Genomic DNA, 16,524 nt, shown 5'->3' on the forward strand with positions numbered 1-16,524 from the left:
GAAACTGTCAGTCATGAGATAGTTGACAGCGGGAAAGTAGTTTGATAAACTGATCAAGCGCCGGAGAGAGAGGCGCCAGAAACTGCCAGGAGAAAGGTAGTTGACAGAAGGAAAGTAGTTTGGTAAACTGATTAAGCGCCTTGAGAGGGCGGGAAAAGTTACCAGGAACAAAACGGTTGACAAGAGCCAGAAAGTCTGGTAGACTGGTCAAGCGCTCGAGAGAGCGGGTAAAAAATGAAGATCGACTAAGAACGCAGCGTCCTGCTGCAACGTCGATCTTAGTGCATCCGTGCACGTCAAGAAAAAAAGTATGTTGACAAACGTAAAAGAGTTTGTTAAGATACGAAAGCTGGTCTTTGAGAACTGAACAGTGAAAAGCCTGATGTTTAAACAAAAAACATCAAACCCTGTAAATAACTTTGAGAGTTAAGAACAGGTAATTCAAAAACGAGCCAATTAAACTACGATAAAGAGCGTAGCGGCCGAGAGGCTGAGACGATAAATTTTTATTGGAGAGTTTGATCCTGGCTCAGGACGAACGCTGGCGGCGTGCTTAACACATGCAAGTCGAACGGAGAAAGAAGAGGAAGCTTGCGAATCTTCTTTTTTAGTGGCGGACGGGTGAGTAACGCGTGGGTAACCTGCCCTAGAAACCGGGACAACAGCTGGAAACGGCTGCTAATACCGGATAAGTTCATTAAGAGGCATCTCTTGATGAAGAAAGGTGGCCTCTGAAGATGCTACCGATCAAGGATGGACCCGCGTCTGATTAGCTAGTTGGCAGGGTAGAAGCCTACCAAGGCGACGATCAGTAGCCGGCCTGAGAGGGTGACCGGCCACACTGGGACTGAGACACGGCCCAGACTCCTACGGGAGGCAGCAGTGGGGAATCTTCCGCAATGGGCGAAAGCCTGACGGAGCAACGCCGCGTGAATGAAGAAGGCCTTCGGGTCGTAAAGTTCTGTCTTTAGGGAAGAAGACTTTCTATGTAAACAATGTAGGAAGGAGACGGTACCTAAGGAGGAAGCTCCGGCTAACTACGTGCCAGCAGCCGCGGTAATACGTAGGGAGCGAGCGTTGTCCGGAATTACTGGGCGTAAAGGGCGCGTAGGCGGGATATTAAGTCAGGTGTGAAAACTCCGGGCTCAACTCGGAGATGGCACTTGAGACTGGTATTCTTGAGGACAGGAGAGGAAAGTGGAATTCCTAGTGTAGCGGTGAAATGCGTAGATATTAGGAGGAACACCAGTGGCGAAGGCGACTTTCTGGACTGAACCTGACGCTGAGGCGCGAAAGCGTGGGGAGTGAACGGGATTAGATACCCCGGTAATCCACGCTGTAAACGATGGGTACTAGGTGTAGGAGGTATCGACCCCTTCTGTGCCGGAGTTAACGCAATAAGTACCCCGCCTGGGGAGTACGGCCGCAAGGTTGAAACTCAAAGGAATTGACGGGGACCCGCACAAGCGGTGGAGCATGTGGTTTAATTCGACGCAACGCGAAGAACCTTACCAGGGCTTGACATCCCTCGCAATCCATAGAAATATGGAGTTCTATGCTTCGGTATAGACGAGGAGACAGGTGGTGCATGGTTGTCGTCAGCTCGTGTCGTGAGATGTTGGGTTAAGTCCCGCAACGAGCGCAACCCCTACTTTTAGTTGCCAGCATTAAGTTGGGCACTCTAAAGGAACTGCCGGTGACAAACCGGAGGAAGGTGGGGATGACGTCAAATCATCATGCCCTTTATGTTCTGGGCTACACACGTGCTACAATGGCCGGTACAGAGGGAAGCGAAGCCGCGAGGTGAAGCAAATCCCAAAAAGCCGGTCTCAGTTCGGATTGCAGGCTGCAACTCGCCTGCATGAAGTCGGAATCGCTAGTAATCGCGAGTCAGCATATCGCGGTGAATACGTTCCCGGGTCTTGTACACACCGCCCGTCACACCACGAAAGTTGGCAACACCCGAAGTCGATGAGCTAACTCTTTATGAGAGGCAGTCGCCGAAGGTGGGGCTGATGATTGGGGTGAAGTCGTAACAAGGTAGCCGTATCGGAAGGTGCGGCTGGATCACCTCCTTTCTAAGGAGCTACACGAAAGTGTACATCCTAAGGTCGATCTCAGGCTTTTAAACACTGTTTAGTTCTCAGGGACCAAAAATCTCTGAGAAATGATCTTTGAAAATTACACAGTGAAGCAAAAAAGGGTAAATCAGTGTAAGAACTGAAAATTACAATTTTAAATGCTTAGGATTCATCATCAAAAGAAAAAATAAGGTCAAGGTAATAAGAGCGTACGGTGGATGCCTTGGCGCCAAGAGTCGAAGAAGGACGTGGTAAGCTGCGAAAAGCTTCGGGGAGCCGCAAGCAGGCGTTGAACCGGAGATGTCCGAATGGGGAAACCCGGATGGAGTAATATCCATTCATCCTGTATTGAACACATAGATACAGAGAAGACAACCTGGGGAACTGAAACATCTAAGTACCCAGAGGAAGAGAAAGAAAACTCGATTCCCTGAGTAGCGGCGAGCGAAACGGGAAGAGCCTAAACCAGCGTCTTCGGATGCTGGGGTTGCGGGACTCACATGAGAAGGATGAAAGCCTAGCCGAAGAGGTCTGGAAAGGCCCATCACAGAGGGTAACAATCCTGTAGGCGAAAGGCAGAAATTCTTGTGAGGATCCCAAGTACCGCGGGACACGAGAAACCCCGTGGGAATCCGGGGGGACCACCCCCCAAGGCTAAATACTCCTTGGCGACCGATAGTGAACCAGTACCGTGAGGGAAAGGTGAAAAGAACCCCGGGAGGGGAGTGAAAAAGAACCTGAAACCGTATGCTTACAAACAGTCAGAGCACTTTTAATGTGTGATGGCGTACCTTTTGTAGAATGGACCGGCGAGTTACGGTAACGAGCGAGGTTAAGTCGAAAAGACGGAGCCGGAGCGAAAGCGAGTCTTAAAAGGGCGAATAGTTCGTTGTCGTAGACCCGAAACTTGGTGATCTACCCATGGTCAGGGTGAAGCTTAGGTAAGACTGAGTGGAGGCCCGAACTGACCGGCGTTGAAAAGCCGGCGGATGAACTGTGGGTAGGGGTGAAATGCCAATCGAACCAAGAGATAGCTGGTTCTCCCCGAAATAGCTTTAGGGCTAGCCTCAATTGATGATTCATGGCGGTAGAGCACTGTTAGGGCTAGGGGCCTAACCAGGTTACTGAACTCTCACAAACTGCGAATGCCATGAATTTAAGTTGGGAGTCAGACTGCGGGGGATAAGCTTCGTAGTCGAAAGGGAAACAGCCCAGACCGACAGCTAAGGTCCCAAAGTAAGTGCTAAGTGGAAAAGGATGTAGAGTTGCTAAAACAACCAGGATGTTGGCTTAGAAGCAGCCACCATTCAAAGAGTGCGTAATAGCTCACTGGTCGAGTGACTCTGCGCCGAAAATGTAACGGGGCTCAAGCACAACACCGAAGCTTCGGGATCGGACAGAATCTTAATGTTCTTAAAAGAAAGAGTAAGTGGAAAGAGGAACATTTGCCGAAAAGCAACAAGGAATTATGATAAGAGGTGTTTTCGGGCAAATGGACTTAAGGATCAAGGTCAAGTAAGTTAAGGGCATTAAGATTCTGTTCGATCGGTAGGGGAGCGTACTCAACAGGACGAAGCATGACCGGAAGGACATGTGGACAGTTGAGCAGAGAGAATGCCGGTATAAGTAAGCGAAAAGGCAGGCGAGAATCCTGCCCGCCGAAAGCCTAAGGTTTCCTGGGGAAGGCTCGTCCGCCCAGGGTAAGTCAGGACCTAAGTCGAGGCGAAGAGCGTAGATGATGGACAATCGGTTAAAAATCCGATACCACCTGAACCCGTATGAAGGAAGGGGTGACACAGGAGGGTAGGCACAGCGCACCGTTGGTCGAGTGCGTCCAAGCCGGTAGGGAGAATAGTAGGAAAAACCGCTATTCAAAATCCCGAGAGGTGACGGGGAGCGAAACTAAGTAGCGAACTGGCTGATCCCACACTGTCAAGAAAAGCCTCTAACGAGGGTTTGGGTGCCTGTACCGCAAACCGACACAGGTAGGTGGGGTGAGAATCCTAAGGCGCGCGAGAGAACCCTCGTTAAGGAACTCGGCAAAATGACCCCGTAACTTCGGGAGAAGGGGTACCTCGGTAATGTGAAAGTAAACAACTGGAGCAAGAAGAGGTCGCAGAGAAAAGGCCCAAGCGACTGTTTAACAAAAACACAGGTGCCTGCAAAGTCGAAAGACGACGTATAGGTGCTGACGCCTGCCCGGTGCTGGAAGGTTAAGGGGATTGCTTAGCGCAAGCGAAGGTGAGAACCGAAGCCCCAGTAAACGGCGGCCGTAACTATAACGGTCCTAAGGTAGCGAAATTCCTTGTCGGGTAAGTTCCGACCCGCACGAAAGGCGTAACGATTTGGGCACTGTCTCAACGAGGGACTCGGCGAAATTGTAATACCGGTGAAGATGCCGGTTACCTGCGACAGGACAGAAAGACCCCGTGGAGCTTTACTGTAGCCTGACATTGGATTTTGGTATATCATGTACAGGATAGGTGGGAGACTTGGAATCTGGTACGCCAGTATCAGAGGAGTCACCGGTGGGATACCACTCTTGATGTGCTGAAGTTCTAACTTTAAACCGTAAGCCGGTTAAAGGACAGTGTCAGGTGGGCAGTTTGACTGGGGCGGTCGCCTCCCAAAGAGTAACGGAGGCGCCCAAAGGTTTCCTCAGCGCGGATGGAAATCGCGCGAAGAGTGTAAAGGCAGAAGGGAGCTTGACTGCGAGAGAGACATCTCGAGCAGGGACGAAAGTCGGGCTTAGTGATCCGGCGGTACCGAGTGGAAGGGCCGTCGCTCAACGGATAAAAGCTACCCCGGGGATAACAGGCTTATCTCCCCCAAGAGTCCACATCGACGGGGAGGTTTGGCACCTCGATGTCGGCTCATCGCATCCTGGGGCTGTAGTAGGTCCCAAGGGTTGGGCTGTTCGCCCATTAAAGCGGTACGTGAGCTGGGTTCAGAACGTCGTGAGACAGTTCGGTCCCTATCCGTCGCAGGCGTAGGAAATTTGAGAGGAACTGTCCCTAGTACGAGAGGACCGGGATGGACAGACCTCTGGTGTACCAGTTATCCTGCCAAGGGTACAGCTGGGTAGCTAAGTCTGGAAGGGATAAGCGCTGAAAGCATCTAAGCGCGAAGCCGGCCTCAAGATAAGATTTCCCACAGCGCAAGCTGGTAAGACCCCAGAGAGACGATCTGGTTGATAGGCCGGATGTGGAAGGGCAGCAATGTCCGGAGCTGACCGGTACTAATTGGTCGAGGACTTGACCTTAAAGATAGAATCTAAGCATGAAAAGCTCACTGTGTAGTTTTGAGAGAACAATTCTTTCAACAAAGCGCATAAATTTTCCTGGTGATGATGGCGGAGAGGCCACACCTGTTCCCATTCCGAACACAGAAGTTAAGCTCTCCCGCGCCGATAGTACTTGGGACGCAGGTCCCTGGAAGGGTAGGTCGTTGCCGGGATCTAATTTTAAACACACCGTAAAGTGTGTTTTTTATTTCCCCTTTTAAATTCATAATCTTTATCGATGAGGAAAATATGTTTTTGGGGAACTCGCGCTGCTTTTATACGCCAATATTACCATTTCTTAGAGAAGGACTTTGTTGATTGTTGTAGAAATATAGTTTTTTGAAACGAATCTGACATGGTCAAGAATTTGATGTTTTTCCAGAATGGATAAAGCCAAGAAAGTACGGAAGTAGTTGTGGAGGGACTAATCATGGAAAACGGCATTTTCCGCAAGAGCTCTTTAGAGAGAATATCCTCACCAGAGCAGTTGAACGATTATGTTAAAATAACCAATCCGGGCATTTGGATTGTGCTTTTAGGGCTTTTTTCCCTGTTGATAGCTGCCGGAATCTGGGCTTATTTCGGGACAATTCCTGAAACAGTGCAGCTTTCCGGGGTGGCTTTCAGTGATAAAGAAGAAGTAGAAACGGTTTATTTCTATATGCCAATGAGTGTGTCCAAAAGACTGAGTAAAGGAATGAAAGTCCAAGTCTCACCAGACTATGCTCCGCGCGCCGAGTACGGGTATATCTTTGGTGTAGTCCAAAGCATTGGGGAAAAGCCTGTAACGGAAGCTGATCTCATGAATACCTTCGGCAACATTCAGTATGTACAGGAAATCATGCCTCAGGGAAACGTGGTGGAAGGTCGCGTGACATTGGAAAGGGCGGAGGGTAAGTTAAGATGGTCCAATCTAAAAGGAGAAACTGTAGCGGTGACCAGCGGCTCTTATTGTAATTTGCTCATTGTGACGAAGGAAAGAAAACCTTATGAATTGCTACTTAATTAAATAAGGCAGGTGAAATAATGAGCAAAATAGCAAGAGTGCCCGTGGTGATCCAGATGGAGGCGCTGGAGTGTGGGGCGGCTGCTCTCTGTATGATCCTCGCCTATCATGGGAAATGGCTTCCTTTGGAGCAAGTGCGCAGGGACTGCGGTGTATCCCGGGACGGCGCCAGCGCCAAGAATATCATAAAAGCGGCCCGGGCTTATGGGTTCAAAGCTGCCGGATATCGCATGGAAACGGCCATGTTGAGGGAGAGTGTTCTGCCTGCAATTATTCATTGGAATTTTAACCATTTCGTTGTTCTGAATGGTTTTAAGAAAGATAAGGTAGTTTTAAATGATCCGGCCCGGGGGACAGTGGAGGTGTCTTTAGACGAGTTTGATAAGGCATTTACCGGTATTGTCCTGCAGTTTGAAAAAAGTGAAGGCTTTCAACCCGAAGGCAAACCGAAGAGTGTGCTTAGTTTTGCGAAAAAACGGCTGGAAGGATCATTTGTGGTCTTTATTTTTGTCGTACTGATCGGTATTCTTACTGCAGTAGCCGGTATGGTACCCCCTTTATTTTCCCGGATTTTCATGGACAATATCCTCTCCGGGAAAAACCCGGAGTGGTTAGTTCCGTTTCTGGCCGCGATGATGATCATGATTCTTTTTCAGTTTGCAGTGGCCTTCATTGAGGGGGTGTATTGGCTGAAAATAGAGGGCCGGTTTGCCATCACAGCCAATGCAGAATTTATGTGGCATGTACTACGTTTGCCTGTGGAATTCTTTTCCCAGCGTTTTGCCGGAGATATTGTGTCGAGACAAATTTCAAACCAGCAAATTGCCGCAACACTAATCAAACAATTAGCGCCTATTTTTATGAGTGTTTGTTTGTTAGTGGTTTATCTGACGGTCATGATCAACTACAGTGTTTTATTGACGATCATCGGAGTTGCGGCGGTCTTGCTCAATGTATTGGCCATGCGTATTACGGCAAAAAAACAGGTTAATTTAAGCCGTACGGTAGAGGCCAGCGCTGGAAAACTAGCCGGAGCGACCATGTCAGGTATCGAGATGATTGAAACCATCAAGGCGTCGGGAGCTGAGAACGGTTTCTTTGAACGATGGGCAGGCTATTATGCCAAACAGCACAATGCTCAGGTGGCTATTACCAAATTTGAACAATATTTTGCGGCAATTCCTCTATTTTTACAGCAAATAGCCAACATTGCCATTTTAATGGCCGGGGTTTATCTGATTCTGGACGGGTTGTTTACGATCGGGATGTTACTGGCTTTTCAAGGAATTTTCACCTTATTTCTAACGCCGGTGAATCAGCTGATCGGAGTGGGACAGAGTTTCATGACGATGCGTTCTTTGATGGAGCGCGTCGAAGATGTTCTTAATTACCGCCCGGATGTTTTCCTGGATCAGCAGGAGGCTGAAACGGAAGGGAAATTATCCGGAGCAGTAGAAATTAAAAATTTAACTTTTGGGTACAGCAAATTATCTGAGCCGTTGATTCACGACTTTTCTATTTCGATTAAACCGGGATCGGCTGTAGCTTTTGTGGGAGGCAGCGGCAGTGGGAAATCCACTCTAGCCAAGCTAATCACAGGGTTATACGCACCTTGGAGCGGTGAAATATTGTTTGACGGGAGAAGGAGAGAAGACATTTCCGAATATACCTTAAAAAGCTCAGTAGCCATGGTCGATCAGGAGATTACCCTTTTTGAGGATACGGTTGCCAACAATATTCGCATGTGGGATTCCTCTATTGAGGATTTTACCGTTATCTTGGCTGCACGGGATGCGGATATTCATGATACAATTGTTTCCCGGCCGGATGGCTACGCCTATATCATGAAAGAGGGCGGTAAGAATTTCTCCGGTGGGCAAAGACAACGCTTGGAGATTGCCCGCGTGTTAGCTCAGGAGCCAACCGTGATCATTCTGGATGAGAGTACCAGTGCCCTGGATGCCAAAACCGAGGCAGAGGTGATGCGCAATATCCGTAACATTGGGGCAACCTGCATCGTGATTGCGCACCGGCTTTCAACGATCCGGGACTGTGATCAAATTGTAGTCTTGGATCGGGGAGTAGTTGTCGAGCGGGGGACACATGAAGAACTCTATGCCAGAGGGGGGAAATATTCCCAGCTTGTGACCAGCGAATAAGGGTTAAACAACACTTTGCAAAAGGAATGACGATATGAGGTCAAGCCGATGAATTTTAATATTTTTGATGAACAAATAAATACCCGAAGAGAAAATGACCGCCATCAGTTTGAAGGGGCATTTGCCGATCTTGTGTCCATTTTAGGGATTGATGTCCCGGCAGGAGAAACGCTGGAAAAGGAAAAGACGGCCAAGAGCGCTCTGGAAAAAATTTTACTTTCCTTTGGGGCTAAAATTCCTGAAGTACCGGAGAGCATTACAGAATTAAATGCTCAGTTTGACTATATGTTGCGTCCGTCCGGGATTATGCGTCGTCGGGTGGAGCTTGTCGGCAGTTGGTGGGAAGATGCGGTGGGGGCTTTATTGGGCAGTACTCTTGCCGGTGATGTGATTGCCATCATGCCCTTAAATTTTTCCGGGTATGGATACATAGATCCGAAAACTTGCAGACTTATCAAAATAAATAAAAAGACGGCAAAAAACATCAGTACGGATGCCTTTTGTTTTTATCGGCCCTTACCGGCCAAAAAACTAAACTTATTAGACTTAGGAAAGTTTATGCTCATGAGCATCTCACGAGCCGATTTGATTTTTGTGCTAACTGTGAGTTTGTTCGTTTCTCTGCTGGGGATGTTTTTGCCCTTTATGAATAAACAAATTTTTGACAGCGTAATTCCTTCCGGGACGAAAGGTGATGTTTTGCCGGTAGCGGCTTTGCTCATTGGAGCTGCGGTAGGGACAGCTCTTTTTAACGTAACCAGGGATATTATGCTAAGCCGTTTCCGGGATAAAATTAGTTTTTCTGTCCAAAGTGCGTCCATGATGCGGCTTTTTTCCCTGCCGACTACTTTTTTTAAGGATTATTCTTCGGGGGAGCTAAGCAACCGCCTGATGAGTATTGCCACTCTCTGCAAAATGATCTCCAATGTGGTGCTGACCACAGGACTGACCGCATTGTTTTCTTTTGTGTATATATTTCAAATGGGCAGCTATGCTCCGATGCTGGTAGGGCCAGGACTCTTGATTATTTTTGTCATGCTTGCTTTTTCGATTGTCACCACCTTGGTGCAGCTTAAAATTTCCCATAAACGGATGAAGATTTCAGCCAAACTTACCGGTCTGGTATTTGCCTTATTTAGCGGGGTGCAAAAAATTAAACTGGCCGGGGCAGAAAAACGGGCTTTTGCCAAATGGGCGGCTCTTTACAAAGAGGAGGGAAAACTCACCTATTCTCCCCCCCTTGTGCTGCGCATCAACTCGGCAGTCTCCGTGTTCATTACCATGTGCGGGGCGTTTATCCTTTACTATTTTGCCGGCATTTCAGGGATTTCTGCAGCTGATTACATTGCTTTTAATCTTGCTTATGGAGCTGTAAGCGGAGCCATTATAGCTCTCGCAAGTATTGCCATGATAGTGGCTAATATTAAGCCCTTACTGGAAATGGTGCGGCCGATTCTGGAAACAATCCCCGAATACAGTGAAAATAAAAAAATCTTGACATCTCTTTCCGGTAATATTGAAGTCAATAACCTGACTTTTCGTTATACCGAGGAAGGACCGCCCATCCTCGAAAATGTAAGCTTCAAAATCCGACCGGGCGAATACATTGCCGTTGTCGGGAAAACAGGGTGTGGCAAATCCACATTGATGCGGCTTTTGCTTGGCTTTGAAAAACCGGAAACCGGGGCCATCTATTACGACGGACACAATTTGGAAAACCTTGATTTGCGTTCCCTCCGCCAGTGTATCGGTGTTGATTTGCAAAATGGCAAACTATTTTCAGGAGATATTTTCTCCAATATCATTATTACCGCCCCCTGGAAGACCTTGGATGATGCCTGGGAAGCGGCGCGCTTAGCCGGTATGGAAGAAGACATTAAAGCTATGCCTATGGGCATGCACACGATGATCAGTGAAGGGAGCGGCGGTGTTTCCGGAGGTCAGCGTCAAAGGCTCTTGATTGCCCGGGCGATTGTATCAAAGCCCAATATTCTGTTCTTTGATGAAGCAACCTCGGCTCTTGATAATATCACGCAAAAGCATGTATCCGACAGCCTTGCCGCTTTGAAATGCACCCGGATCGTCATTGCCCACAGGCTTTCCACCATCCGTAACTGTGATAAAATTATCGTCCTAGACAGTGGGAAGATCGTGGAAGAAGGAAATTATGAGGCGTTAATAGCTAAACAAGGGGCTTTTTATGAACTGGCGAAAAGGCAAATGGTCTAGGATTAAGTAAAAAATACCACAAAATATTTATAAAGTTCATTTTTTTAGCGATTTTGTTATTTGTTGATGGCTTATAATGTTACTATTCATATGCCTTGAAGATAAACGACAGATATACGAAAAGTACAATTTGGAGGCAGATAGTGAAAACGGTCAACTTGAAACTGATGCTTATTCATAGAGGCACGAGAACCCACTCCATCACGCAAATTGAACCCATCGGTCATATGTCTTTAGCTGAAATGATGGCCAGTAAAGGAATTGACGTTTCTGTTTTTTCGGGAGAATTATTAAAAGGGCTGGAGTTTCTTGATAGCTTTGGATGTGATGCAAATACCGTGGTGGGCTTATATTGCGATTATGAAAATCAGTCCGCGGTTGAGAGTTTCTCCCAGGAAATAAAAAAGCGATACGGCGCCTATGTTTTTGTGGGTGGCCCCCAGACCGTCGGTTTGGGAGAAGATTTTTTACGTTCCAGTCAGGCAGATGGGATGATGAGAGGGGAAGGGGAGTTTTCCCTTTATGAAGTCATCCAATATATTGAAAATGAAGAAGAGGAAAATTGGGAAAGAATTCCTGGCATGTGTTCATTCAGAAAAGATGGAACCTATTATGATAACGGCATTTTTCCGGCGATTGAGAATTTAGATCAGTTGCCCATTATAACCGGGAAAATTAAATCCCCCCAACATCGGGGAATAAAACACATGGCAGTAATGTCAGGACGGGGGTGTCCTTTCCACTGCTCTTTTTGTTATGAAGGGGGAAACAGTAAAAACGTGCGCAAGCGCAGTGTAGAAAATGTGATAAAGGAAATCCGCTGTCGCCTGAAAAAAAATCCCCATATTAAATACATCTTTTTCGGAGATGATACATTTACTCTGGATAAGGAACGGGTAAAAACCTTCTGTGATCAATTGAAAGAGCTGCGAAAAGAACATGATTTTGTTTGGTTTGCCGATGCCCATGTCAATGTCATCCTTAAATATCCGGAAATTGTAAAAATGATGGTTGGCGCCGGCCTGGTACGCATGCAGATTGGTATTGAAAGCTGTAATCAGCATATCATCGATATCTATCATAAAAAGATCAAACGGGAAGACCTTTTCAAGGTGATCAAAATCTCAAAGGAAGCTGGGCTTCCCCAACTGGTTGGCAATATTATTATTGGCGGGGCTCTGGAAACACGAGAAACCCTGGACTATACATTTAACACGGTTAATAAAATGATTAGGGCAGGACGGGGAATGGTCGAAGTGGTCAGTACGTTTTATATGCCTTTTCCGGAAACCGCCATGTCCAAGAATCCGGAGACTTTCGGCATTTATGTGAAGGATGAAAAAGCGCTCACATCTGTGGGCGATTTTCCTGTGATTGAAACAGAGGCCCTCAGTATAGAAGAAATTTGTGCAGCAAGAAATGAGTTTTTTGAAGAGAATACGAAATTGATGCGTAAAATGTTCACCGATGGCTTAATTCCGGACGAGGTAATTCTGAAAAGCTATGAACTCAGTGAGAAATACAGTCTCAGCGGCATGTGGCAGAGTCTGGCCTATTCACGCTATCCCTATTTCGATGCCCAGTATAAGGCCCGAATACGGGGAGATCGGCCAATAAAAGATTATGATCCGGATGAGGTTTTTGATACCCATCCCCAACGGATTGCCGTGCTTTCCCTGACAAAAGAGCTGGCGGCTGAAATTCCTGTATTAAACGGATTTGTTTATTCTCCTTTTGAATTCGAGGTCTTAAAATATGCCTCAGGCAAGATCACCATGAACGAGATGGCAGCAATACTCTTTGAAAAATATCAAACAAATTTTAAAAATTTTCTGGAGTTTAAAGGGCATCTTTTGGAGACCGTTAAAAAATTGGAAGCGGTAGGAATGTGTGTGCTAGCCGGTTCATTGAAAGGGAAGGATGCCGATAAAAGATGGGCCCATCCAAAAGAAATCATGGAGAAAACAGTGAGAAACAAAGTAATTCTTTTCAAATTATCGACAATTGGCATGGAAATAGCCGGTCTGAGCAGAAATGGCGCTTTCTTGGGTATCTATGGTCTGGCAAGCTATCTGGATGCAAAAGGATATGATGCTTATGTGTGCGAATGCCGGGCAGATCAGACCATTGATTATCTGAAACAATTCAAGCGTAGCGAAATCTGCGGGATTGGATTTTCAGTTGATTATGAGAACAAACATGTGGTCCAAAAAATAGGAGCAAGCATCACCGAAATGTATGATATTCCGGTTTTCATTGGCGGACCGGAGGCCATTTCACTGGATGAAGCTTATTTGAGACAATCAAGGGCAAAGGCTATTGTCAGAGGTGAGGGAGAACTGGCACTGGCGGCGGTTCTGGATGCCTTAAAAGAAAATAAAAACTTTGATCATATTCCGGGGATTTTCTATATCAATGAGAAGGATCAATGTATTGACCGGGGAGAAGGACCCGTTGTGGAAAATTTAGATGGCCTGCCTTTTCCCGCCTATGAAAAAAGCATCACCCCCATTGATTTTTCAAGTCTTTATCTGATGACCAGCCGGGGTTGTCCCTATCATTGCGTTTTTTGTCACGAAGGGGCCTTGAAACGGCCTGTGCGCCAGCGCAGTGTGCAAAACGTCATTGCCGAAATGAAATATTTCCTGGTGAAATATCCGGAATTGAGTTATTTTAAATTCTGTGACGACACTCTGGTCACCAATCCCAGGTGGTTGGACGACTTCTGCAGGGAAGTCAAGGCACTTCAGGAAATCAGACCCTTTCAATTCTATTGTGAGGCGGATGCGGTGTCTTTAAGCAGACGGCCGGAAGTATTAAAAGACATGGTGGCAGCAGGGCTGAACCGTCTCCAAATTGGTATTGAGTCGGCGGACAAGGCGATGCTAAAAATATATCGAAAAAACATCTCGCCGGAAATGGTCGAAACGGTTGTCAAAGCGGCCTATGATGCCGGGGTTCAGCAGGTTTTTGGGGCATTGCTGGTAGGCGGACCTTTTGAAAACCGGGAACATATCGAGAAAAATAAGGCATTTGCCGCCAAATTACTGCGTTTGGGACCGGGAATGATGGAGATAGCCCCCAGTATCGTGATGCCTTATCCCATGACGGATATTGGACAGCATCCGGAAAAGTACGGTTTAACCATCTATGATAAGCAAGGGCTGGAATCTATTTCTGATTATCCTGTTATGGAAAGCGAAGGAATGAATCGGCGGGAAATCATGGCGGCTTATCAGGAATATCTCCAGAGTTTTGTGGATGAGATAAAAATCATGCTCCAGAACGGGGAACTTAGTCATGAAGATATTTTGAGATGCTACCATACGGCACTGGCGCCCAATGGCCCGAAATACTGGATCAATATTATTGCCCATCACAAGCCCACATTATCGGCTTATTATACCATGCTGGCCAGAGAAGCGGCCAGCCGGGTAGTCGATGTGGACCGGCCGGCACTGCCGGCCTGGCGGCCCCAGCGATTGATCGAAATGTGGCGGGATGTGGATTTTTCTCAGGGTTTTCCTGTTTTGTGGGGAGAGGCTTTATCTCCTTATGAATATGAAGTTTTAAAGTACAGTACTGGAAAAAGCACGATTGAGACGATTGCCAAAATACTCTACGACCGGTTTGGGAAACCATTTGGAGAGAGCCTCCATGAATTTAGAGAACGGCTGATAGAAACCCTGAAAGTTTTTGATCGAAAATATTGGCTTCTTGTGGTTCCGTTCTAGAAAAGAGTAAAAGATGAAAATATTGCTATGCAATGTATCAAAAAAATATGACACCATCTTCCATGATTATGTGGGATTATTCTATCTGGCCGGGGCTCTTGAAAGAGAAGGGTTTGAGCCCCTGGTTTATCATGGAAAACCGGAAGATCTTTTGGAAGAAATTAAAATAAACGAACCAAAAGCAGTAGGGTTTTCCTGTGACTTTGATAATCGTGATCTGATCAGTAACTTGACAAAAAAAATAAAAGAGAAATGGCAGATTCCCATCATTGTGGGAGGACCTCAAAGTATTGGTCTAAATAGAGATTTTTTGGAGGATAGCCGGGTGGATTATGTCCTGAGAGGTGAAGGAGAAACCTCTTTGCCCAGGCTCTTAAAGGCTATCTTATCTGGAATGGGAGATTTGAAAGATATCAAAGGTCTGGCCTATTTAAAAGATGGCATTTATATTGAAACAGGGCCTCCTGAAATCATTGACAATCTGGATGATCTGCCCCTGCCGGCCTATCATTGTTCACTTCATAAAAACCATGCTTATGGAAAACTGATTTTCACAGGACGGGGCTGTCCCTATCAGTGCGCCTATTGTGCTCCCAGCCCCGGAAAGCAGAAAGTCCGGCTGAGAAGCATACCTTTGGTGCTGGATGAAATTAAACTCAATTTGAAAAACAATCCGGATTTAAAGTACATCATTATTATGGATGACACGTTTACCGTTAACAGGCAGCGGATTGAGGAATTCTGCAAAGGGATGCAAGAAATCAGAAAAGAACGGGACCTGGTTTGGTATTGTGAATGCCATGTAGGTAGGATCAAAAACTGGATGGATGTATTGCCCGCCATGATTGATGCGGGATTGATCCGTTTACAAATCGGCATCGAATCCGGAGATCAGAAGGTTCTGGATCAATATCACAAACACGTCAATATTGAAGATATTATTGAATTTGTATCCTATGCCGCAGATTGCGGATTAGCACAGATTGCCACAAACTTTATTGTCGGGGGTCCTGAGGAGGATGCGGGGGCCACAGCAGGGCTGATAAAAACCCTCATGGATCAGGCACCAGGGGTCATTGACATCATTACAGGGTTTTTGAGAGCTTATCCGGGAACAGAGATACTGAAAAACCCGGGGAAATTCTCTTTAAAGCTCCATGACGAAAATGGACGCCTTAGCAGCGATGACTACCCTTTTGTGACTCCGATGGGACGCAGTCAGGATCAGGTGATGAAAGAGCGTCAGGAATTAAATAAGGTGATCCGGCAGAGTATGCAAAAGAAAATTAAAAATCATGAGCTGAAGGAAGGGGTGGTGATGAAGCAGTTTAAAGCCGCCTTAGCTTATGGGATTCGCAGCCGGTGGTTTGAGGAAATCGCCGCCCATCCAAGAGCCTATGAATATTACTATGTCATTTACTTAAATGAGGGTCAATCCTTTGATAAAAACCTGGATTTCTCCGGAGATTTTCCCCAAAGAACATTTGAACTATGGCGGACCATGACGTTTGCCGAAGGGTTTCCCCAATTAGATGGGGCAGCCATTTCCCCTTTAGAATATGAGTTGCTTTTACGCTGCGCAGGAAAAAGAAGTCTTAAAAATATTGAAAATGAGCTTTATGCAAAATTTGGGAGTTCCTATCAAAGCCAAGTGGAGTTTCATGGAAAATTAATTGATATTCTATATCAATTTAATTTTAAATTCTGGGTGACTCATTTTATGGTCTAACAAAATAGTTTGGAAAGGAGGGACAAGAATGGGTATTGATGGTGCAAAAGCTTTAGCCGCAAAAGTATTAACCGATGAAACGCTGGCAAAAGAAATCAATGCGGCAAAAACAGAAGCAGAATTTAATGCGATTGTGGCAAAATTAGGGTATAACTGTACAGCTGATGAATTCCAAGCTGCTTTTAAAGAAGCACAAAGCAAACAACCCCTTACTGATGAACAATTGGATCAGGCTGCCGGGGGTTTAAGTATTGTTGGCGTGGATTATGCATTTGTAGCAACACAAACAATGGCTTAGTGGGA

6 protein-coding genes and 3 rRNA genes are annotated in these 16,524 nt (G+C 46.3%); all 9 read left to right on the forward strand.

The window, feature by feature from the left end; translation table 11 throughout:
- Window positions 1-506: 506 nt before the first annotated feature.
- The 9 genes from DCMF_RS03270 to DCMF_RS03310 all read left to right on the forward strand — a co-directional run bounded on the left by DCMF_RS03270 (window position 507) and on the right by DCMF_RS03310 (window position 16,519).
- Window positions 507-2,078: ribosomal RNA gene (locus DCMF_RS03270) — 16S ribosomal RNA — on the forward strand.
- A gap of 194 nt (window positions 2,079-2,272) precedes the next feature.
- Window positions 2,273-5,343, forward strand: a 23S ribosomal RNA gene (locus DCMF_RS03275).
- A 77-nt stretch (window positions 5,344-5,420) separates the two neighbouring features.
- Window positions 5,421-5,537: ribosomal RNA gene (rrf, locus tag DCMF_RS03280) — 5S ribosomal RNA — on the forward strand.
- The 16S, 23S and 5S rRNA genes sit together here, the layout of an rRNA operon.
- A gap of 257 nt (window positions 5,538-5,794) precedes the next feature.
- Complete coding sequence (locus DCMF_RS03285) at window positions 5,795-6,373, forward strand: hypothetical protein (RefSeq protein ID WP_148133106.1); 579 nt, start codon at window positions 5,795-5,797, stop codon at window positions 6,371-6,373.
- 17 nt (window positions 6,374-6,390) lie between these two features.
- Entirely contained in the window at window positions 6,391-8,529 is a 2,139-nt protein-coding gene (locus DCMF_RS03290; protein WP_148133107.1) for an NHLP family bacteriocin export ABC transporter peptidase/permease/ATPase subunit, read from the forward strand.
- A gap of 48 nt (window positions 8,530-8,577) precedes the next feature.
- The gene (locus DCMF_RS03295) at window positions 8,578-10,758 is read left to right on the forward strand and encodes an NHLP bacteriocin export ABC transporter permease/ATPase subunit (protein ID WP_148133108.1); all 2,181 of its coding nucleotides are present in this window, start codon (window positions 8,578-8,580) and stop codon (window positions 10,756-10,758) included.
- Window positions 10,759-10,901: 143 nt separating this feature from the next.
- Complete coding sequence (locus tag DCMF_RS03300; protein ID WP_148133109.1) at window positions 10,902-14,492, forward strand: B12-binding domain-containing radical SAM protein; 3,591 nt, start codon at window positions 10,902-10,904, stop codon at window positions 14,490-14,492.
- Between the two features lie 13 nt (window positions 14,493-14,505).
- Window positions 14,506-16,221 (forward strand): B12-binding domain-containing radical SAM protein, encoded by a 1,716-nt coding sequence (locus DCMF_RS03305; RefSeq protein WP_148133110.1) that lies wholly within the window; start codon window positions 14,506-14,508, stop codon window positions 16,219-16,221.
- A gap of 28 nt (window positions 16,222-16,249) precedes the next feature.
- Window positions 16,250-16,519: a Nif11-like leader peptide family RiPP precursor gene (locus DCMF_RS03310; protein ID WP_148133111.1), complete on the forward strand. Its 270-nt coding sequence runs from the start codon at window positions 16,250-16,252 to the stop codon at window positions 16,517-16,519.
- The last annotated feature ends 5 nt before the right edge of the window (window positions 16,520-16,524 follow it).

Origin of the sequence: Candidatus Formimonas warabiya, from assembly GCF_002777255.1 — a bacterium.
Lineage (GTDB): Bacteria > Bacillota > Dehalobacteriia > Dehalobacteriales > Dehalobacteriaceae > Formimonas > Formimonas warabiya.

Bases quoted from the DNA above. Each gene is read 5' to 3' on its own strand.
- DCMF_RS03305 (WP_148133110.1), top strand. From the start codon at position 14,506: ATGAAAATATTGCTATGCAATGTATCAAAAAAATATGACACCATCTTC.
- DCMF_RS03285 (WP_148133106.1), top strand. From the start codon at position 5,795: ATGGAAAACGGCATTTTCCGCAAGAGCTCTTTAGAGAGAATATCCTCA.
- DCMF_RS03310 (WP_148133111.1), top strand. From the start codon at position 16,250: ATGGGTATTGATGGTGCAAAAGCTTTAGCCGCAAAAGTATTAACCGAT.
- DCMF_RS03290 (WP_148133107.1), top strand. From the start codon at position 6,391: ATGAGCAAAATAGCAAGAGTGCCCGTGGTGATCCAGATGGAGGCGCTG.
- DCMF_RS03295 (WP_148133108.1), top strand. From the start codon at position 8,578: ATGAATTTTAATATTTTTGATGAACAAATAAATACCCGAAGAGAAAAT.